Origin of the sequence: Komagataeibacter medellinensis NBRC 3288, from assembly GCF_000182745.2 — a bacterium.
Taxonomy (GTDB): domain Bacteria; phylum Pseudomonadota; class Alphaproteobacteria; order Acetobacterales; family Acetobacteraceae; genus Komagataeibacter; species Komagataeibacter medellinensis.
Genome location: NC_016027.1, coordinates 661,216 through 681,530 on the forward strand (window position 1 = coordinate 661,216; position 20,315 = coordinate 681,530).

The following is a 20,315-nucleotide window of genomic DNA, read 5'->3' on the forward strand; positions in this document are numbered from 1 at the left end:
AGAGGGCATGCTAGGGCTTCCCGCGCAGCGCCTGCTCCAGGCTGATACTGAACTGCCCCGGCCGCAGCGGCTGCGGCTGGGTGGGGGCAGGGGACCAGCCGGTCATCATCGCCACATGCAGGTCCTGCGTCAGGCTGTCATCAGCCTCCAGCGGCAAACGGGCCAGCGCATCGGCCAGCAGGGCGGGATGGGTCAGACCGCGCGCACGCTGGCGCAGGGTGTTTGTTTCGCCCGCATGGCGCAGGTCCGTCAGCAGCCCCATGGGCGTGCGGTAGGAAAGATGGATCACATCCGCATCCGCCACCGGCAGGGCAAAGCCCGCGCGCTGGAGCAGTCCGGCACACTCCCGCAGACCGGGAAAGGGCGAGACACGTGGGGATACCCCGCCACGGCGCGCGGTTTCAGCCTCAAGCAGGGCATGGCGCAGGCCGCCCAGCGTGGGCAGCACCGGCATGCAGGCCAGAAACAGCCCGTCCGGCACCAATATGCGGCGCACCTGCGCCAGCAGGCCCGGCAAGTCGTTCACCCCGTGCAGCGACAGGCAGGCCACCACCAGGTCAAAACTGTGGGCAGCAAAAGGCAGCCACTCCCCATCCATACATATTGCAGGGCCATCATCGCGTGCGCACAGCCGGGGCGAGAGATCGGCCGCCACCGTTGCAATGCCACGCGCGCGCAGGGCAGGCGCCACCACGCCCCGACCGCCAATATCCAGCGCCGTGCCAAAGGAACGGGTCACGTCATCCAGCCGGTCCAGCAGGCGCGTGGCTGCTTCCGCCAGGATCGGGCGGACCGTCGCCATTGTAGTCGCGGCGCGGTCTCGATGCACACGCACGGCATGGCGGTCAAATATCTGCGGCACCTCGGTCGTCATGGTTCTGATGTGCGCCCGTGGCCCGGCGCTGCCAAGCCTACGATCGTGTGAACGCATGCCCTCAATCCTTTCCGCCCTGCCATGGCGACGCGCCACGACGGGTCTGCTCGACCTGCTGTTCCCGCCCCGCTGCCCCGGCTGCGGCGAAGACGTGGCGCAGGCAGGTCACCTGTGCGGTGCCTGTGTAAGCCGGATGCACCTGATCACGGACCCGTTCTGCCGCCGCTGCGCGCTGCCATTCACATCGCGCGCGGCTGCCGGACCGGACCGGACATGTGCATCGTGCACCGAAAACCCGCCCCCCTGGCACGAAGGGCGGGCCGCCATGGTATATGACGACATGCCGCGTAGCCTGATCCTGCCGCTGAAATATGCCGATGCTACGGAAAACGCGGGCCTGCTTGGCCGTTACATGGCATGGGCGGCAAAGGACCTGATCAGGCCGGACAGCCTGCTCATGCCGGTCCCACTGCACCGGCTCCGGCTGTTCGGGCGCCGCTACAACCAGGCGTTACTGCTGGCCCGCGCACTGGGGCGGCAGGCCAGGGTAGCGGTCATGGCCGATGGGCTGGAACGCACCCGCGCCACCCGCCCGCTTGAGGGGCTGGGCCGCCCGGCGCGCCATGACCTGATGCGCGGAGTGATTGGCGTGCGTGCCCACCGCCGTGCCGCCATACAGGGGCGGCATGTGATCGTGGTGGATGACGTGATGACAACCGGCGCCACCCTTGGCGCCTGCGCCCATGCTCTGCTTGGTGCCGGAGCGGCCCGCGTTGATGTGCTTGCTGCGGCGCGTGCCTGTGGCCAGTATGAACAACAATAGGATATGCTGCACGCGTACCCGCCCGGCCACGACAACAAATGAAGTGAAGGTTCAATGCCCGCGATCGACATCTATACCCAGCCCGGCTGCCCTTACTGCATCCGCGCGGTTCGCCTGCTGGCGCAAAAGGGCGTCCCTTTCAACGAGATCAATGCCCCGCATGGCACGCCCGAGCGGGCGGACTCCATCCGCCGATCTGGCGGGCGCACCACCGTGCCGCAGATCTTCATCGACGGCACGCCCGTGGGGGGCTGTGATGACCTGATGGCGCTGGAACGCACAGGCAGGCTTGATGGCCTGCTGGGCGCTGCGGGCTGACCAGGCACGGCATACGGGTGAACAGGGCATGATCCGGTACCAGTTGCGCTGCGGCGCAGGGCATGAATTCGAAGGGTGGTTTCCCGGCAGCAGCGCGTTTGAGCGGCAGGCTGCCAATGGCCTGCTGTGCTGCCCGCAATGTGGCACGCACACTGTAGCCCGCGCCCTCATGGCGCCCGCAGTCCGCACAAGGCCAGCAGCCCCCGCGCAGGCGGCAGAAACGTTGCCACCCATCGCCACGCCACCCGGCCATGCGCCAGAAGCGCTGCCTGATGCCATGATCGCCCTGTTACAGAAAATGCGCCAGACGGTGGAAGAGCATTGCGAGGATGTGGGCGACCGCTTTGCGCATGAAGCACTGGAAATGCACCGGGGCACGCGCGAATCCCGTGGTATATACGGTAGTATGACCGTACAGGAACAGGCCGAACTGGATGAGGAAGGGGTGGAAGTCCACGCCATACCCTGGGTCAGGCGGGCCGATAGCTAGACGAACACGCGCGCGGCCTGGGCTGACCCCGCCGGGTCCCGCGCCTTGTCGGGGAATGATTTGAGATGCATGACAGCAACAAGGACAACCACCCGGGCCAGACCGGTACCCGAGCCGCGCGGTGGCTGGCATGCAGCACGGGCGCCGTGCTGTGCGCCATGGGAATGATGCTTGCACCCATTGCCATACCCGCCACCAGCCATGCACAGACCGCCGAGCCTGACATCATCGGCCGGTGGATGACCAAGGACCACGATGGGGTATTCGAGATTTCCCATTGCGGACAGGAAGTGTGCGGCCACCTGGTTGGCCTGCGCTATGAAACCAAGATGCCACGCGACAAACACGGGGAGGCGGAATGCAACCTGCCCATGCTAAACGGCTTTAAGCCCGATACGGATACCCCTGGCCACTGGAACGGCCGTGTGACCGATCCCGATACGGGGCATGTTTACCATGCCAAGCTTTGGGTTTCACAGTCTGGCGACTTGAAGCTGCGCGGCTTCGTGGCCGTACCCTTATTTGGTGAAACGGAAACATGGAGCCGCTATACTGGCAGCATCGGCCCGGCCTGCAAGCTACCCTGAAGGCCCAATAAGACCACTCCCCATCAATGAGGATGACCCTGATTTCATGAGCAGCACCATCTCCCGCCGCGCCTTTGCCGCAACACTTGCGGCATCTGGCGTGCCCGTCCTGTCCCGGCGCGCCGTAGCCCAGGGCGCGTCCAAGCCCCGCACCATCTGTTATATCGGGGGCTACACCCAGCATGGGCCACCGGGCGGGGCAGGTAACGGACAGGGAATTTCCGTATTCGAGATGAACCCGGATACAAGCAGCCTTTCGCCGCTCATGACCTATGTCGATATTGCCAGCCCGTCGTTCATGACCATGTCGGCCGATTTCAAACACCTTTACGCGCTAAGTGAAATCAGTGACTTCAACGCCAATGGGGAAGGTTGTGTCACGGCGTTTTCCGTCAACCGCTCCAGCGGGGAGTTGACCAAGCTCAATGTCGTGCGCTCCGGCGGGGCGGTGCCCGCGCATCTGAGCGTGCATGCATCGGGCAAATACGTGCTGGTAGCCAACTACATGGGGGGCACGGTGGGTGTGCTGCCCATCCACGCCGATGGCGGCCTGGGCGACCCGACGGACGTGGTGCACAACACCGGACCGCGCATGCCCGACCGCGCGGCGGACAACCCGCCGGGCAACTTCGCCATAAGCGACCATTCCAGCGCGCATGTGCACATGGTGGCGTCCGATCCGTCGGGGCGGTACGTGCTTGCATGTGACGCGGGGCTGGACCGGGTCTATGTCTGGACACTCGACCTGCATACCGGGCGCCTCGTGCCCGCCAAGACCCCGTTCATTTCCATGACACCGGGCTCCGCCCCCCGCCATTTCTCGTTCAACGAGAAGGGCACGATGATCTACATCCTGGGCGAACAGGATTCGAAGGTGGTCGCCGCAAGCTTCAACCCCCAGACAGGCGAGATCGTGCCCCAGCAGACGGTCAGCACGGTTACACCCCATTTCCGTGGCAGCACGCTGGCTGCGGGCATCCTGCTCTCGCCCAACGGCAAATACCTGTATGTCTCGAACCGGCTGGGTGATTCGCTGGCCAGTTTCCATGTGAATGACGATGGCACACTGAACCTGGTGGAAGAAATCTGGATGCATGCCGATTATGGGCGCGCGATGATGTTCGACCCCAGCGGCAACTTCCTGTTCTGCGCCAACCAGCGCAGTGATTCCGTCACCTCGTTCAAGGTGAACGCCCAGACCGGGGTACTGGACTTTACATGGAACTTCACCCCCGTGGGCAGCCCGACCACGTTTGCGTTCATGAACACGATCTGAAGTCGGGCAAGCCCTGTGCGCGACCTAGTCGCGCACAAGGGCCGCAATGTAATTGACGGCAAGGTCCCGGCTCTCACGCCAGCCGCCCAGGGTCGGGACCATGCCCGCAATATCGGTCACCCGCAGCCCTGCCTGGGCCGCATGCTGCCCCAGTTCGGCGGGGGTTATGAACTTGCGCCAGTCATGCGTGCCGACCGGCAGCAGGCGCAGCACATATTCCGCCCCGATCTTGGCCATGGCCATGGAGCGCCATGTGCGATTCATGGTAGAAACAACCATCACACCCCCCGGACGCAGCAACTCCGCCAGCATGCGCAGGAAGGCTGCGGGGTCGGTCACATGCTCAATCACTTCCAGCGCGGAAATCGCATCAAAGCGCGCCCCTTCGGCCACCAGGGTCTCGGCGCTGGCGCAACGGTAGGCAAGCGGACCTGCCGAGGCGAGAAGCGGGTGCTGGCGCAGGTGCAGGCGGCCTGCCGTGATCGCGGCCTGGGACGCGTCGAGCCCCGTTACATCATAGCCGGCTCGCGCAAAGGCTTCGCTTGCCAGGCCAGCGCCACAGCCAATGTCGAGCAGGGTGCGACGCGTGCCGTCCGCGCCCACGGGAGCGGGCAGGTGGCGCATACTCCAGCCGGTACGCAGGTCGTTCATGGCATGGAGCGGGCGCATGGGGCCAGCAGTATCCCACCAGCGGGCGGCAAGGCTGCTGAAATGGGCGATCTCTTCCGGAGCGACCGAATCTGCCGACACAACGGGCGAATCGTGATTCTGCATGGGTGCACCGCCTTTCATTTGGCTTTCTTCCGCTGGACGCGGAAGCTGGGGAGATGTATGTGACGCGGCTTGCACATAACCGCAATGCTCCAGATTGGCCAACAGCGCCACACGTTTGGATGCATTGCAGCCCCGTAGCCTTTATGGAGCCATTATTCCAATGTCCCCTACCGTACCACGGATCGTGATGAAATTCGGCGGCACGTCCGTCGCCGATCTGGACCGGATTCGCGCCGTGGCGGAAAAAGTCAGGAAACAGGTCGAGGCCGGATGCGAGGTGGCGGTTGTCGTCTCCGCCATGTCGGGCGTGACCAACCGCCTTGTCGGCTACTGCCGTGACCTTTCGCCCACGCATGATGAACGCGAATACGACACGGTCGTTGCCACGGGAGAGCAGGTGACAAGCGGCCTGCTGGCCATAGCGCTGCAGAAACTGGGCGTAAACGCGCGTTCGTGGCTGGGTTGGCAGATCCCGCTGCGCACGGATGACGCGCACGGCAAGGCCCGGATCGTGTCCATTGACGGCGCAGGCCTGGTTGCCAGCATGCAGGCTGGTGAAGTGCCGGTTGTGGCAGGCTTTCAGGGAATTGGGCCGGACGGGCGCATCACCACACTGGGGCGCGGCGGGTCCGATACCTCGGCCGTGGCACTGGCAGCGGCGCTGAAGGCGGACCGCTGCGATATCTACACCGACGTGGACGGCATATATACAACCGATCCCCGTATTGTTACCAAGGCGCGCAAGCTCGACAGGATCACGTATGAGGAGATGCTTGAACTTGCATCCGTAGGGGCCAAGGTACTCCAGACGCGCAGCGTGGAACTGGCCATGAAGGAGCGCGTACGGGTACAGGTGCTTTCCAGTTTTGCCGATGGCCCGGCGCCATCCGAAGGGCACCTGCCCGGTTCAATAGTTGTGGATGAGGACGAAATCGTGGAACAGGAACAGGTTGCCGGAATCGCCTACTCCCGGGATGAAGCCAAGATTTCCGTGCGCCAGTTGCCCGACCGACCCGGCATCGCGGCAGGCGTGTTCGGTCCGCTGGCCGATGCCAATGTGAACGTGGACATGATTGTCCAGAGCACGGGCGATGACGGCATGACCAACATGACCTTCACAGTGGGCAAGAGCGACCTTGCACGCGCCATTTCCGTGCTGGAAGCCCACCGCGACACCACCCAGTATGCCGAACTGCAGACCGATGACAGCGTGGTCAAGATCAGCGTGGTGGGTGTTGGCATGCGCTCGCACGCCGGCGTGGCCAGCACCATGTTCCGCACCCTGGCCGAGCGCAACATCAACGTGCAGGTCATTTCCACCAGCGAGATCAAGGTCTCCGTACTGATCGCCTCGGAATATACCGAACTGGCCGTGCGCGCCCTGCACACCGCCTACGGGCTGGACGCGGCGTGAGCACGACAGGCATGACGGATACCCTGGCCGCCACCCTGGCCGATCCGGCCCGTCGGGCGGAAGCCCGCGCCCGGCTCGACCACCTGTGCGGGCGGGGCACACGTTTCCTTGGCAGCGAATACGCGCTGTTGGGGGGTGCGATGTCGTGGGTGAGCGAACGCAACCTTGTCTCGGCCATTTCCAATGCGGGCGGGTTTGGCGTACTGGCCTGCGGTGCGATGGAGCCTGCGCGTCTGGCCGAGGAAATCGCGGCAACACAGGCCCTGACCAGCCGCCCCTTTGGCGTCAACCTGATTACCATGCACCCGCAACTGGATGATCTGGTGCGCGTGTGCCTTGATGCGGGTGTGACCCATATCGTGCTGGCGGGCGGCATTCCCTCCAGCCCCGTGATCCGTGCCATCAAAGATGGCGGGGCAAAGGCGATCGGCTTTGCTCCCGCACTGGTACTGGCCAAAAGGCTGATCCGCTCAGGCATTGATGCGCTGGTGATCGAGGGATCGGAAGCAGGCGGCCATGTCGGGCCCGTCTCGCTGACCGTACTGGCGCAGGAAATCCTGCCGCATGTGCATGACGTGCCGGTGTTCGTTGCCGGTGGTCTGGGCCGGGGGGATGCGATCCTGTCCTACCTGGAGCTTGGAGCTGCCGGCGCGCAGCTTGGCACGCGCTTTGCCGCATCGAGCGAAAGCATCGCGCATGAGCGTTTCAAGAAGGCGTTCATCCGCGCCAATGCGCGTGATGCCGTAACCTCCGTTCAGCTTGATGAACGCTTCCCGGTCATTCCGGTGCGTGGACTCAACAATGCGGGCACAAGTAGTTTCCTGCAGCACCAGGCCGAAACGCTGCGCCGTTTCCAGTCCGGTGAACTGACAAAAGAAGCGGCCCAACTGGATATCGAGCATTTCTGGGCTGGCTCGCTGCGCCGCGCCGTAATTGATGGAGATGTGGAACACGGCTCCGTCATGGCCGGGCAGTCTGTTGGCATGATCACGGATGTGCAGCCGGTGCGTGAAATCATCGGTGAACTGGTCGATCAGGCGATTGACGCGCTGATCCGCCAGGAGGAGAGGGCACGCTACGGATGAGTGATGGCAAGCGCGTTTTTCGCCCCAAATCCGCACCCGATGGTACGACGCCCGTGCCAGGCGCCTCGCCCATCGCATCGGTGGGGGACATATTGCGGGCGCGGCGCGAGGAACTGGGCTGGAAACTGCCCGATGTCGCGGCATGGCTGCGCATCCGCCTGCCTTATCTGGAAGCACTGGAAGCAGGACGCGCTTCCGAGCTGCCGGGCAGCGCCTATGCCATCGGCTTTCTGCGCACCTACGCCAAGGCGCTGGGGCTTGATGGGGAACCACTGGCCGCACGCTTCAAGGTGGAAAGCCGGGGCGCGTTCACCCGCCGGGCCGAACTGAGCTTTCCCGTACCGCTGCCAGATCGCGGCCTGCCCACGGGCGTTCTGCTGCTGTGCGGTATCGTAATTCTGGTTGGGGCCTATGTCGGCTGGTACAAGTTCAGCAGTTCCGAAAGCACTGGCAATGACCTGCCAGCACGACTGACACTGCCCGGCACGTCCACCATTCCCGCTTCCCCGCAGGTGGCCTCCATGTTGCCCCCGACGGACGACCGGCCCACCCCGCAACCACTTCCCCCACAGGAACGCGAGGCACTGACGGGCATGCCTGCCACTCCGGCATCATCGCCCCCCGCCGACGTGCCCATACCGGCGCCCATGCCCGCTTCCCCCACCCAGCCGCTGGAAAAGATGGGCGAAGACCGTAACGTGCTTACCCAGCAGCAGGCCACAACCCAACCGGCAACAGGGGCCGCCAATACGGTAACCCTGAATGCAACGGCAACCACCTGGGTGCAGGTCCGCAAGTCCGGTGGAGCCATACTGTATAACGGTGTGCTCCATCCCGGTGAGACATGGCAGGCTCCCGCCGACCAGACCGATCTGATCATGACGGTTGGCAATGCTGGTGGCCTGACCCTGAGCAGCGGCGGCGTAACGACACAGCCCTTGGGCCGCAACGGGGAAGTCAGGCACAATGTCCCGTTAAGCCCGGCATCCATTGCGGATGGTTCCGTCATGCATGCGGGCACAGCGGCAGCACCGGCAGCCACCCCGCCCGGTGGCAATAATCTCTCGCCCCCCCTCCCGCAGCACTTCGATGCGGAGTAGGGTGGTTTTCTACGGCATGGCCCCTTTTTTGGTTCCCATGCCGCAAACCGGCATGTAACAGACTCCCGGGCCGTGCAGCACCCGCCACGGCGGGCCGGAGCACAAACCGCCGCCTTATATGGAGGGCAGACAATGAGCAGCTATCGTCCTTATCAGCATATCGAACGCCGCAAGTCGCGGCAGATCCATGTCGGCAAGGTGCCTGTGGGCGGGGACGCCCCCGTATCGGTCCAGACGATGACCAACACGCTGACCACCGATGCCGAGGCCACGATCGCCCAGATCCGCCGCGCCGAACTGGCCGGCGTGGACATCGTGCGCGTCTCGTGCCCCGATGAGGAGAGCACGAAGGCGCTGGCCGAGATCGTGCGCGAGGTGAACGTGCCCGTCGTGGCCGACATCCACTTCCACTACAAGCGCGCGATCGAGGCGGCAAAGGCGGGGGCGGCGTGCCTGCGCATCAATCCCGGCAACATCGGCAGCGCCGAGCGCGTACGTGAAGTCGTGAATGCGGCCAAGGACCACAACTGCTCGATCCGTATCGGCGTGAACGCCGGTTCGCTGGAAAAGCACCTGCTGGAAAAATATGGCGAGCCCAACCCCGACGCACTGGTGGAAAGTGCCCTGGAACACGCGAAGATCCTTGAAGACCATGACTTCCATGAATTCAAGATCAGCGTAAAGGCATCCGACGTGTTCATGGCCGTTGCCGCCTACCAGCAACTGGCCGATGTATGCGATCACCCGCTGCATATCGGCATTACCGAAGCGGGCAGCAAGCGCGCGGGCACGGTCAAGTCCTCCATCGGGCTGGGCAACCTGCTGTGGGCGGGCGTGGGTGATACCATGCGCGTCTCGCTCTCCGCCGAACCGGAAGAGGAAGTGCTGGTCGGCTGGGATATCCTCAAGTCGCTCGGCCTGCGCCACCGCGGCGTGAAGATCATTTCCTGCCCGTCCTGCGCGCGACAGGGCTTCAATGTGATCGAGACCGTGCAGACGCTCGAAGACCGCCTGGCGCACATCAAGACGCCCATGACGCTGTCCATCATCGGCTGCGTGGTCAATGGTCCCGGTGAAGCCCTGATGACCGATATTGGTGTGACCGGCGGCGGCTCGGGCCGCCACATGGTCTATTCCGCCGGCAAGCAGGACCATACCATGCCCGCAGGCGACATGATCGAGCACATTGTCGAACTGGTGGAAAAGAAGGTGGAGCAGTTGCAGGTGGCTGACGCCAGCAACACCCCTGCCGAGGAAATGGCCCGTGAGGCCAGCATGTCCACGGCGGACTGAGGGTAACGCCGCGCGCCCGCCCCGGTGCGCGGCCACCGGTCGGCCCAACGGCAGGCCGGGTTCAATGCAGGAATATCGCGTAGTGAGCAGTTTGCAGCCCGTTCGTGGCACCCACGACCTGATCGGCGAAGAGCGCAGGCGTTTCAATCATGTGGTCGAGACCGCGCGCCGCATTGTCAGCCTGTACGGGTTTGATGAATGGTCTACCCCGGTATTCGAAGATACGCGGGTTTTCTCACGTTCGCTGGGCGATACGTCGGATGTCGTCTCGAAGGAAATGTACACATTCGAGGACCGGGGCGGTGAATCCCTGACGCTCCGCCCCGAGGGCACGGCCGCCATCTGCCGCGCGCTGGTCACCAACGGGCTGACACAGTCCCTTCCGCAGAAGGTGTTCTACGCCGGTCCCATGTTCCGCTACGAACGCCCGCAGAAGGGGCGTTACCGCCAGTTCCACCAGATCGGGGCAGAACTGCTGGGCGCTGCCGAACCGCTGGCCGATGCCGAGATCATCGCCATGGGCCGTGACGTGCTGGCCGCACTGGGCATTGGCGCGGAAGTGGTGCTGGAACTCAACACGCTGGGTGATACCGCAAGCCGCGATGCGTGGCGCACGGCGCTGATCGCCTATTTCAGTGACCGGCGCGATGAACTTTCGGCCGACAGCCAGACCCGGCTGGAACGCAACCCGCTGCGCATCCTCGACAGCAAGGCTCAACAGGATCGCACCCTTGTGGCCGACGCTCCCACAATCGACCAGTTCCTGACCCCCGAGGCACAGGAATTCTGGGATGACCTGCGCCGCACGCTGGATGTGATGGGTGTGCCGTTCCGGCATAATCCGCGCATCGTACGCGGGCTGGACTATTACGGCCATACCGCGTTCGAGTTCGTAACCGAACGCCTGGGTGCGCAGGGCACCGTGCTGGCTGGTGGCCGCTATGACGGTCTGGTAGCCGAAATGGGTGGCCCGGCCACGCCCGCCATTGGCTGGGCGGGCGGGATCGAGCGCCTGTCCATGCTGCTGGCCGAAAGCCCCGAGGACCCACGCCCCGTTGCCGTCATTCCCATGGGAGCAGACGCACAGGCAGCGGCGCTGGCCGTGCTACAGGCCATCCGGGCTGCGGGTATCCGGGCCGAGACGTCCTATCGCGGCAACATGAAACGCCGGATGGAACGCGCCAACCGCATGAAGGCAACCCATGCCATCGTAATCGGCAGTGATGAGATCGCGCGCGGCGTGGTGCAGGTCAAAGACCTGGACAGCGGGCAGCAGGCCGAGGTGGCAATGGATGGGGTGGCTGACTTCCTGCACGCCGGTTCAGCCATAAAGGCCTGAACCCGTGGTAAAGTTTGATGATCGCCTTGACCGTATCGTTGCCCGGTGCGACGAATTGCAGGCTCTGCTGGCCGCAGGGATGTCGGGTGCCGATTTCAGCCAGGCATCACGTGAATATGCCGAACTGGAACCCATCGTGACCCGCGTCAACGCCCTGCGTGCGGCGGAAGAGGCGGAACGCGATGCCAGCCAGATGCTCGCCGACCCCGAAATGCGGGAACTGGCACAGGCCGAGCTTGATGAACTGCGCACGCAGATCCCTACGCTGCGCCACGATATCCGCCTGGCCATGCTGCCGCGTGACGAGGCGGATGAACGCAGCGCCATTCTTGAAATCCGCCCCGCCGCTGGCGGTGATGAGGCGGGACTGTTCGCATCGGAACTGTTTGGCGCCTACCAGCGCTATGCCGACCTGCGTGGCTGGCGCTTCGAGGTGCTGGAATACGATCAGTCCGAACTGGGCGGCCTGCGTGAAGGCATTGCCAGCATAACCGGGCGCGGCGTGTTTGCCCGGCTGAAATATGAATCAGGCGTGCACCGGGTCCAGCGCGTACCCGCCACCGAAAGCCAGGGCCGGATCCATACCTCCACCGTGACCGTAGCCGTCCTGCCCGAGGCGGAAGAAGTGGATGTGGAGGTCAATGAAGGCGACCTGCGCATTGATGTCTACCGGGCTTCCGGGGCAGGGGGGCAGCACGTCAACAAGACCGAAAGCGCTGTACGCATTACCCATCTGCCCACCAACATCGTGGTGGCGATGCAGGAAGAAAAAAGCCAGCACAAGAACCGCGCCAAGGCAATGAAGATCCTGCGTGCACGGCTGTATGAACGCAACCGTGCCGCCGCCCACGAATCCCGCGCCGCCGACCGCCGCGCACAGGTGGGGACAGGCGATCGTTCCGAACGCATCCGTACTTACAACTTCCCGCAGGGGCGTGTGACCGACCACCGCATTGGCCTGACACTCTACAAGATCGACCGTGTCATGGCCGGTGAACTTGATGAGTTTGTTGATGCCCTGACACAGGAAGAACAGGCCGCGCTGCTTGCAGCGGATGAGGGCTGAAAGCGACGCTTTTTACGATGTGGGGGCAGCACACAGCGAACTGCGGCCGGGATGGCGTTCGACCACATTGGGATCATCGGGATCGGCCAGGTAGAATTCGGTAAAATTGCGTGCGCCCAGCGCAACAAGGTGGTGACCATCAGGCTCATGCAGCACGCCTTCGCCACTGACCTGGTGGATCTCGATCTTCCCCGCCGGACGGCGGATGGTAATCTCGCCACACAGGGCGTAGCTGTGGTTCACGCGGCTGACAGGCGTGTCGATATGGGCGGTCTGGGTGATATGGTCATGATCAAGGTGAAAGGTCGCGACAAGCTGCTCATCCACATACAGGCGTGAGACTTCGGACACTTCGCCTTCGCCATAGCCATCCTCCACCTCGAACGACCCGGCAAGGGCAGGGGTGGCAAGGAAGGTGCATAGCGCGGTGGCAAGCAGTGCACGGACAAGACGGGGTGAAGGGAGCAGGATTTGCATGATATCTAGATATGCCGGAAAGCCGTCATGATAAAAGAGACCATGGTGCCTTCCCCCGCAAATTTGCGCATACTCCTGTCAACCGCCACGGACCAACTACGCAGGGCCGGGATCGAAGCCCCTCAGCGTGAGGCCCGACTGCTGGCGGCACACGCGGCGGGGACCGACCTTGCTGGCCTGCTACGCATCGACGCGTTGACAGGCGCAGCCCATGCCACCTTCAGCCAGATCCTGACCCGGCGCCTGAACCATGAACCGATGGCCTACATTACCGGACAGGCCGGTTTCTGGTCCCTTGATCTAGCCACATCACCCGCCACCCTCATACCGCGTGCCGATAGCGAGACATTGATCGAAGCTGTCCTGCACCATCTGCCGGACCGCACGCAGGCCCTGCGCGTGCTGGATATCGGCACAGGTACGGGCTGCCTGCTGCTGGCCATATTGGCGGAATATCCGCATGCCACCGGCATTGGCACCGACATCAACCCGCATGCGGCCCGCCTTGCCGCAGACAATGCAGCCCGTAACGGCCTTGGCGCACGCTGCGCCACCCTGTGCTGCAACTGGGCCGAAGCCGTACACGGCCCATTTGACCTTGTACTGAGCAATCCCCCTTACATTCCGCATACCGATTTGGCCGGCCTCATGCCCGATGTGGTGGCGCACGAACCCGCGCGCGCGCTTGATGGTGGCCCGGACGGGCTGGTGGCCTACCGGGCACTGGCGGCTGCACTGCCCACCCTGCTGGCCCCTGGCGGGACCAGCGTGCTGGAACTGGGCATTGGCCAGGACCATAGCGTGCCGGCACTCATGCGGGCCAGCGGGCTGGAAGTGGTGGAAACCCGCCCCGATCTGGGCGGGATAGGGCGTGCGCTGGTAGTAAAAAAATAATTTGGCATAGCGTAATACGCACGGTATATTGCATAGGCGCAGGGAACACGAACAGCACATCCATACGCTATTCTATTCCCCCGCAGGTGATCCCGATTGCAGGACAGAAACGCTGGTGATGCGAGCCAATTGGGTTCCGCCCGGCGCAGGGATCCGTGTCCGGTATGGGCCGGACAAGCAATAAGGCAACAGACGGGACGGGCAGACCGCCCCACGGTCCAGGGCAGCGCCAGCGACCGGCAACAGGAAAGTGCTGCGACAGCTTATGAACATGAAACGCATGCGAGGCCGTCATAATCGTTCGGGCGGCAGCAGTGGCGGAAGCGTACGCCATAACAATGGCCAGATCCCGTTGAACCGCAACCATGTCTTTGACAGCAATGGGCCTGACCTGCGCGTGCGCGGCACGGCACAGCAATTATTTGAAAAATACCTGCAACTGGGCCGTGATGCCAGCAGCACGGGCGACCGTGTGATGGCGGAAGCCTATTTCCAGCATGCCGAGCATTATTTCCGCATTCTCAATGCCATGACCCAGGCCGCCCAGCAGAGCCAGCTGGAACGGCAGGAGCGCATGAACGGTCGCCAGCAGCGCCCATTACACGACAACCGCCAGCCTGTGGATTCCGGTGCCGAAGATACGGGCGAACAGCCCGCGCTGAGCGCCACCGCAGCCATGCCGGAAGAAGTGGCCCCTCAGCCCAGCGTTGCGGCCGTGCCCGAACCGGCCCCCGCACCCCGCGCACCGCGCACCGCGCGCGCGCCGCGCCGCGCCAAACCACCAGTGGAAAAGAAGGAAGAACTGGAATCCAGTTCCTCCTGATCCACCAAAAAAACCCACCTGCGTTGCGGGTGGGTTTTTTGCATGCCAATACGATCTGGTAACCCTACCCGACCAGTCGCCAGACCTTACGCTTGCGACCGTCATCGGCTTCAGGCGCGTCTTCCACTGTGACCAGACCCTGGTTACGCAGCGCCTGCAGGGCCAGGCGGGCATGGTAGGTGCCCAGTTCGGGAAACAGGTCACCGATTTCCTTGACCGAACGCGCCCTGCCGTCAGACAGGATCTTCAGCACGATCTGCCGTTTGCTGTCATGATTTGTCATGCGCCAGGATCGATGCTGAAAAAAAGTCATACCCTTCCCATACCAGATACCGCCCCAATGGCCTAGTCATCCATCGGTCAAACCTGCCCCTGATGGGCCAGAACCGTGTGAATGGCGGCTGTAAGCCTACTCAGTTCAGCAGGCGTGATGGTGAAGGCCGGGGTCAGGTATATGATAGTACGAAAGGGACGGACCCACACACCCTGCGCCACCAGCGCCGCCTTGAGCGCATTCATGTCCGCTATGCGCGCAAGCTCCACCACACCGATCGCACCCATCACCCGCACATCCACAACACCGGGTAGGTGCCGGCAGGCTTCCAACTCACTACGCATCTGCGCCTCAATTTGAGCCACCTGCGTCAGGCGCGGTTCACACGCGAACAGGTCGAGGGAGGCATTGGCACAGGCACAGGCCATAGCATTGGCCATGAAGGTCGGCCCATGCATGAGCGCGTGCAGCGGGTTATCGGACAGAAACGCCTCGAATACATGACGACGCGCGACTGTGGCGGCTAGCGCCATAGTGCCGCCCGTCAGCGCCTTGGACAGCGTGATGATATCGGGCACGATGCCTGCCTGCTCGCAGGCAAACAGGGTGCCGGTACGGCCAAAACCGGTAAAGATCTCATCAAGGATCAGCAGCACGCCATGCCGGTCAGCCAACTGGCGCAGGGTAAGCAGCACATCGGGGGAATGGAACAGCATGCCACCAGCACCCTGCACCAGCGGCTCGACAATGATCGCGGCAATTTGGCCCGCCGATTGCGCCAGCAGGTTGTCCAGCGCCTGCGTGCTGGCCGCATCCACCGGCAGCTCGGCCATAAAATGCTCGGGCAGGGCGCCTGCGTACAGGCTGTGCATTCCCTCATCAGGATCGCATACGGCCATGGTGGCCATCGTATCCCCATGATAACCGCCCCGGAACGCCAGTAGCCGGGTGCGTCCCCGCTCCCCACGGTTAAGCCAGTACTGGATTGCCATTTTCATCGCCACCTCAACGGCGACGGACCCGGAATCGGTAAAGAACACTCGCTCCAGATCACCCGGCAGCAGGGCCGCCAGCCGTGTGGCCAGTGTCAGGGCAGGTTCATTGACCAGCCCGCCAAACATGACATGCGGCATGCATGCCAACTGCGCCTGCACCGCCTGGCGGATATGGGGATGATTGTAGCCGTGGCAGGCGGTCCACCACGAGGCGATGCCATCCAGCAGTTCCGAGCCATCCGCCAGCGTTATGGTGCGGCCCTGTGTGGCAACGACGGGCAGGGGGGACGGGGCCGTCTGCATCTGGGCGTAGGGCAGCCAGACATGGTGCATGCCCCGTTCCAGCCATTGTGGTCCACGCATGGACTGTCTCCATATGATATTGCGTTGGCGGGATTGACCGGAGCAGCCTGCTCCGGCAGGAGAATGCGCTTCATGGCCGGTTTTGATCCAATTTTCCAGACAGCACTTGACCGCATGGCGGCCCGGCACACCCGACGCGTGCTGCGCCCCGTGCGCCCGGTGGGGGCGGCCACCGTCCTGCGTGATGGGCGCAGGCTGATCAATTTCTCCGCCAACGACTATCTTGGCCTGTCCCATCATCCCGCCCTGCGCGCACGGGCAGCGCAGTGGCTGTCCGAAGACGGCACCGGGGCCGGGGCATCGCGGCTTGTAACCGGCACAACTGCACGGCATATGGCGGTCGAGGCTCGGCTTGCAGCCTTCAAGGGCGCGCAGGCGGCGTTACTGTTGGCCAGCGGGTGGCAGGCCAATGCCTCGGTGCTGGCAGCCGTACTGCGGCTGGCGGCGGAGCAGGGCGCGCCACCTCTGGTCTTTGCCGACCGGCTGAACCATGCCAGCCTGCATCAGGGCTGCATGGCGGCAGGCATGCGCCAGATCCGCTTTCACCATAACGACCTCAACCATCTGGAACACCTGCTTGCACACCATGCGGACAGGCCCGGCATGCGGGTGATCGTGACCGAAAGCGTGTTCAGCATGGATGGTGACCAGACCGACATGGCGCGCCTGAGCGCCATTGGCCGCGCCTATGGCGCATTTACCTATGTGGATGAAGCCCATGCCACAGGCGTGCTTGGCCCGCAGGGGCGCGGGCTGTGCGCGGGGCATGACATCGATCTGGTGATGGGCACGTTCAGCAAGGCGCTGGGCGGGTTCGGGGCGTTTGTCACCGGCACGCAGGCCATGTGCGACTGGCTGCTCAATGCCTGCTCGGGGTTTGTGTTCACCACAGCGCCGCCGCCTGCGGTACTGGGAGCGATGGACGCCGCCCTTGAACTGCTGCCCACGCTGGATGCCGAACGCGGGCAGCTTGCACGTAATGCGGCACGTATCCGCGGCGTGATCCGTAACTGTGGCCTTTCCCCCGAACCTTCCACCACCCAGATCATACCAATCATGCTGGGCGAGGCCGCGCGGGCACTGGCATTTGCCACGGCACTTGAAGCCCGTGGCATCCTGGCCACCGCCATCAGGCCACCCACCGTACCGCCCGGTGGCAGCCGTATCCGACTTGCGCTCAGCGCGGCCCATACAGACGACATGATCGACCAGTTGGCTACGGCCATCCCCGCTGCCCTGCGTGAGATTGAAGGCACCTGAATGACAGCGGCACTTCCCATCGTTTTCGTGCATGGCTGGGCGTTTGACCCGACAGTATGGGACCAGACCCGCACCGCGCTTGGGACTGCCCGGACGCAATGCCTCGATTTCGGTTTTTTCTCGTCACACCCGGCCATGGCTCTACCTACGCAGCCCTATATCGGGGTGGGGCACTCACTCGGTGCGCTGTGGCTGCTGCGCCACCATGGTCCCTTGTGCCAGGGCCTGCTGCTGATCAACGGCTTCAGCCGATTCAGTGCTGCACCGGACTTTGCCCATGGCATTCCCCCGCGCGTGATCGGGCGCATGCGGACGGGACTTCAGCACGCACCGGCGGGCATGCTACGCACCTTCCGCATGCGCGCGGGCATCGACGCACCCGTGCCGTCCCATATTGCGTGCGACCGGCTGGAGCAGGGGCTGGGCATCCTGATAGATATGGATTGCAGGCCCGACCTGCGCCACGCCACATGCCCCGTACAGGTCATGGCGGGTATGCACGATACCATAGCCCCCCCGGACCTGACACGGGCCTGCTTCCCCCCCGATGGACCGATTGCCACCCGATGGCTCGATGGCCGCCATCTGCTGCCCCTGACCCATGCGGTGCAATGCGCCCATGCGATTGCCGACCTGACCCGACGGATAACCCCGCCATGACCCCTACCGCGCGCATTGCCGCCCGCTTTGACGCAGCCGATGGCTATGAACAGGCAGCCCGCATCCAGCGCATTGCCGCAATGGAACTGGCACGCCGCATCAGTTGCCAGCATGGCCGGGAGGCACCCGTCCGCATTCTGGAAATCGGCTGCGGCACTGGCCTGCTGACCCGTGAACTCCGCAGGCTCTTTCCCCATGCCCATATTACCGCAACCGACATCGCCCCACGCATGCTGGAACGACTGGCCGCACAGATGCCTGGTGACAAACGCCTGAGCCTGCATGTCATGGATGGTGAAACCCCCGACCTGCCCGGCCCCTTCGACCTGATCTGCTCCAGTCTGGCCATGCAGTGGTTCCACAACCGTAGGGCTGCCCTACTGTCCCTTGCTACCCTGTTGTTACCGGGGGGACAGATGGCTCTGGCCACGCTGGCGGCCGGAAGCTTTGCCCGATGGCGGGCAGCCTACGCGCATGCAGGCGTGGCCTGCCCCATGCCGCATTATCCCACACCCGATACGCTACAGGGCGAATGGCCCACAATGGGCGCAGGACTATGGCAGGTTGCAGAAATTATTGATACGCCCGCCACCCCGCTGGCTTTTGTGCGTGAACTCAGGGCTATAGGCGCCACCCATACCACGCACCCACCCGCCACGGCAGGCCAGATGCGCCGCGTGCTGGCGGCGGCGCAGGCCCATCATCCCTTCGTCGTCTCCTACCATGTAGCTTACGGGCAGTTTAACCGTGCTGCATGGCCCGGCGTGTTTGTGACCGGCACCGATACGGATGTGGGCAAGACCGTGGCGTCCGCAGCCCTGGTGCAGGCATGGAACGCAGCTTACTGGAAGCCGCTGCAAAGTGGCACGGATGATGCACCGGCGGACAGCACGAGCGTGCGGCAGCTTGCGGAGCTGGATGCTTCACGGCTCTATCCCCCTGCCGCAAGCTTCGGCGCCTCCCTCTCGCCCGAGGACGCGGCCGCCCATGCCCACACCCACATCGACCCCGCTGCCATTGCCCTGCCACCCCATACCGCCGCACGCGGCCCACTGGTGGTAGAAGGGGCAGGGGGCGTGTTCGTGCCCATTGCCGAAAATTATCTGATGATCGACCTCATGGTCAGGCTTGGGCTGCCGGTGGTTCTGGTCGCACGCAGCGCGCTTGGCACGATCAACCACACGCTGCTCAGCCTGGCCGCCCTACGCGCGCGCGGGCTGCACGTGGCAGGGATTATCCTGAACGGCCAGCCCGAACCGCTTGCCCGCAGCGCCATAGAACGGCACGGACAGGTGCGGATACTGGCTGAGTTTCCGCGCCTTTCCCCCATGGGGCCACAGGCGGTGGCCCAACTGGCCAGCCGCCTGCCAACATGGGCGCAGGTTATGGATGGGAGCGTTCAGTAACGGCGGATCAGTCCCGCCAGCGTGCCCTGAACACTAACACGCGCAGCAGGCAGCAGGCGGGTTTCGTAACGGATATTGGCCGGAATAAGCGCGATCTCGCCCCCTTCGTGGCGGATGCGCTTAAGGGTCACTTCATCGCCATCAATCAGGGCCACGACAATCTGGCCATCGCTGGCATGTGCGCCCTCGCGAATGATCACCATGTCCCCGTCCAGAATGCCGGCATCCTGCATCGAATCCCCCGTTACCTCCAGCGCATAGTGGCTGGCCTTGCCCAGCATGTCCGCCGGGACGGCAATGCGGGTGGTGTCAGTGGAGATCGCCTCGATCGGGTTACCCGCCGCCACGCGGCCCACAAAAGGCACTTCCACGACCGGAACCTGGAATGCAGCGACGGGCATCATGCCGGGCGCGGGATCAGGCTGTTCCACAGGGGATGGCATCGTCTCGATATCCGGCAGGCGCAGGATTTCCAGCGCACGGGCACGGTGGTGCCTGCGGTGCAGGAATCCCCGCTCCTCCAACGCGGAAATCAGGCGGTGGATACCGGATTTGGAACGCAGGCCAAGCGCATCCTTCATTTCATCGAAAGAAGGAGAAAACCCGGTCCTGCGCAGATGACCATCTATGAATAGCAAAAGCTCATGCTGTTTTTTCGTAAGCATACCACATGTCCTTTTGCCGGGGGCGCTGGTACCGACGCGGAAGTGCGGCGGAACAAACC

22 protein-coding genes are annotated in these 20,315 nt (G+C 63.8%); 16 read left to right on the forward strand and 6 right to left on the reverse strand.

Annotated elements, in window-relative coordinates; all coding sequences use genetic code 11:
- Window positions 1-10: 10 nt before the first annotated feature.
- On the reverse strand, window positions 11-931 hold the full coding sequence (locus tag GLX_RS02980; protein WP_041247130.1) for a class I SAM-dependent methyltransferase: 921 nt from the start codon (window positions 929-931) through the stop codon (window positions 11-13).
- Here GLX_RS02980 and GLX_RS02985 point away from each other — a divergent pair.
- The 5 genes from GLX_RS02985 (at window position 930) to GLX_RS03005 (ending at window position 4,368) form a co-directional block, all read left to right on the forward strand.
- Entirely contained in the window at window positions 930-1,697 is a 768-nt protein-coding gene (locus GLX_RS02985; protein WP_014104553.1) for a ComF family protein, read from the forward strand. The two genes, GLX_RS02980 and GLX_RS02985, sit on opposite strands and share 2 nt — an antisense overlap.
- Window positions 1,698-1,751: 54 nt before the next feature.
- Window positions 1,752-2,015: a glutaredoxin 3 gene (gene grxC / locus GLX_RS02990; protein ID WP_014104554.1), complete on the forward strand. Its 264-nt coding sequence runs from the start codon at window positions 1,752-1,754 to the stop codon at window positions 2,013-2,015.
- A gap of 28 nt (window positions 2,016-2,043) precedes the next feature.
- Window positions 2,044-2,505, forward strand: coding sequence for a DUF1178 family protein (locus GLX_RS02995; protein WP_014104555.1), 462 nt, complete (start codon window positions 2,044-2,046; stop codon window positions 2,503-2,505).
- Between the two features lie 65 nt (window positions 2,506-2,570).
- Window positions 2,571-3,092, forward strand: coding sequence for a DUF2147 domain-containing protein (locus GLX_RS03000; protein ID WP_014104556.1), 522 nt, complete (start codon window positions 2,571-2,573; stop codon window positions 3,090-3,092).
- A 46-nt stretch (window positions 3,093-3,138) separates the two neighbouring features.
- Window positions 3,139-4,368, forward strand: a complete 1,230-nt coding sequence (locus tag GLX_RS03005; RefSeq protein ID WP_014104557.1) for a lactonase family protein — start codon at window positions 3,139-3,141, stop codon at window positions 4,366-4,368.
- 24 nt (window positions 4,369-4,392) lie between these two features.
- Here GLX_RS03005 and ubiG read toward each other — a convergent pair whose 3' ends face one another.
- Window positions 4,393-5,142, reverse strand: a complete 750-nt coding sequence (gene ubiG / locus GLX_RS03010) for a bifunctional 2-polyprenyl-6-hydroxyphenol methylase/3-demethylubiquinol 3-O-methyltransferase UbiG (protein WP_041247131.1) — start codon at window positions 5,140-5,142, stop codon at window positions 4,393-4,395.
- 160 nt (window positions 5,143-5,302) lie between these two features.
- On the opposite strand from ubiG, the gene GLX_RS03015 reads away from it, so the two are divergent.
- The 6 genes from GLX_RS03015 to prfA all read left to right on the forward strand — a co-directional run bounded on the left by GLX_RS03015 (window position 5,303) and on the right by prfA (window position 12,439).
- Entirely contained in the window at window positions 5,303-6,556 is a 1,254-nt protein-coding gene (locus GLX_RS03015) for an aspartate kinase (RefSeq protein ID WP_014104559.1), read from the forward strand.
- 11 nt (window positions 6,557-6,567) lie between these two features.
- Window positions 6,568-7,641, forward strand: a complete 1,074-nt coding sequence (locus tag GLX_RS03020) for an NAD(P)H-dependent flavin oxidoreductase (RefSeq protein WP_014104560.1) — start codon at window positions 6,568-6,570, stop codon at window positions 7,639-7,641.
- Window positions 7,638-8,741: a helix-turn-helix domain-containing protein gene (locus GLX_RS03025; RefSeq protein ID WP_014104561.1), complete on the forward strand. Its 1,104-nt coding sequence runs from the start codon at window positions 7,638-7,640 to the stop codon at window positions 8,739-8,741. Before GLX_RS03020 ends, GLX_RS03025 begins: the two co-directional genes overlap by 4 nt.
- 132 nt (window positions 8,742-8,873) lie before the next feature.
- Window positions 8,874-10,034 (forward strand): flavodoxin-dependent (E)-4-hydroxy-3-methylbut-2-enyl-diphosphate synthase, encoded by a 1,161-nt coding sequence (ispG, locus tag GLX_RS03030; RefSeq protein ID WP_014104562.1) that lies wholly within the window; start codon window positions 8,874-8,876, stop codon window positions 10,032-10,034.
- Between the two features lie 82 nt (window positions 10,035-10,116).
- Window positions 10,117-11,373 carry a histidine--tRNA ligase gene (gene hisS, locus GLX_RS03035; RefSeq protein ID WP_041247594.1) on the forward strand — a complete coding sequence of 419 codons (1,257 nt, stop codon included), beginning with the start codon at window positions 10,117-10,119 and terminating at the stop codon, window positions 11,371-11,373.
- Between the two features lie 4 nt (window positions 11,374-11,377).
- A complete protein-coding gene (prfA, locus tag GLX_RS03040; protein WP_014104564.1) occupies window positions 11,378-12,439 on the forward strand; it encodes a peptide chain release factor 1 in 1,062 nt (353 codons plus the stop codon).
- A gap of 12 nt (window positions 12,440-12,451) precedes the next feature.
- Here prfA and GLX_RS03045 read toward each other — a convergent pair whose 3' ends face one another.
- Entirely contained in the window at window positions 12,452-12,916 is a 465-nt protein-coding gene (locus GLX_RS03045; RefSeq protein WP_014104565.1) for a hypothetical protein, read from the reverse strand.
- Window positions 12,917-12,946: 30 nt separating this feature from the next.
- Here GLX_RS03045 and prmC point away from each other — a divergent pair, with 30 nt between their 5' ends.
- Both prmC and GLX_RS03055 read left to right on the forward strand, forming a co-directional pair.
- Complete coding sequence (gene prmC / locus GLX_RS03050) at window positions 12,947-13,810, forward strand: peptide chain release factor N(5)-glutamine methyltransferase (protein ID WP_081477917.1); 864 nt, start codon at window positions 12,947-12,949, stop codon at window positions 13,808-13,810.
- Between the two features lie 265 nt (window positions 13,811-14,075).
- Window positions 14,076-14,633: a DUF4167 domain-containing protein gene (locus GLX_RS03055; RefSeq protein ID WP_014104567.1), complete on the forward strand. Its 558-nt coding sequence runs from the start codon at window positions 14,076-14,078 to the stop codon at window positions 14,631-14,633.
- 64 nt (window positions 14,634-14,697) lie between these two features.
- On the opposite strand, the gene GLX_RS03060 is transcribed toward GLX_RS03055, so the two are convergent.
- Together GLX_RS03060 and GLX_RS03065 are read right to left on the reverse strand one after the other, a co-directional pair.
- Complete coding sequence (locus GLX_RS03060) at window positions 14,698-14,946, reverse strand: hypothetical protein (RefSeq protein ID WP_014104568.1); 249 nt, start codon at window positions 14,944-14,946, stop codon at window positions 14,698-14,700.
- Window positions 14,947-14,993: 47 nt separating this feature from the next.
- Window positions 14,994-16,265: an adenosylmethionine--8-amino-7-oxononanoate transaminase gene (locus GLX_RS03065; protein WP_014104569.1), complete on the reverse strand. Its 1,272-nt coding sequence runs from the start codon at window positions 16,263-16,265 to the stop codon at window positions 14,994-14,996.
- Window positions 16,266-16,328: 63 nt separating this feature from the next.
- Here GLX_RS03065 and GLX_RS03070 point away from each other — a divergent pair, with 63 nt between their 5' ends.
- From GLX_RS03070 to bioD, 3 genes are read left to right on the forward strand one after another with little or no spacing between them, the layout of a single operon-like run.
- Window positions 16,329-17,525, forward strand: coding sequence for an aminotransferase class I/II-fold pyridoxal phosphate-dependent enzyme (locus GLX_RS03070; protein WP_041247132.1), 1,197 nt, complete (start codon window positions 16,329-16,331; stop codon window positions 17,523-17,525).
- Window positions 17,526-18,185 (forward strand): alpha/beta fold hydrolase, encoded by a 660-nt coding sequence (locus GLX_RS03075; RefSeq protein ID WP_014104571.1) that lies wholly within the window; start codon window positions 17,526-17,528, stop codon window positions 18,183-18,185. It begins immediately after the preceding gene.
- Complete coding sequence (bioD, locus tag GLX_RS03080) at window positions 18,182-19,591, forward strand: dethiobiotin synthase (RefSeq protein ID WP_014104572.1); 1,410 nt, start codon at window positions 18,182-18,184, stop codon at window positions 19,589-19,591. The genes GLX_RS03075 and bioD overlap by 4 nt, the downstream gene beginning before the upstream one ends.
- Here the strand turns inward: bioD and lexA are convergent.
- Window positions 19,585-20,256: a transcriptional repressor LexA gene (gene lexA, locus GLX_RS03085; protein WP_014104573.1), complete on the reverse strand. Its 672-nt coding sequence runs from the start codon at window positions 20,254-20,256 to the stop codon at window positions 19,585-19,587. The genes bioD and lexA overlap by 7 nt on opposite strands.
- Window positions 20,257-20,315 lie beyond the last annotated feature (59 nt).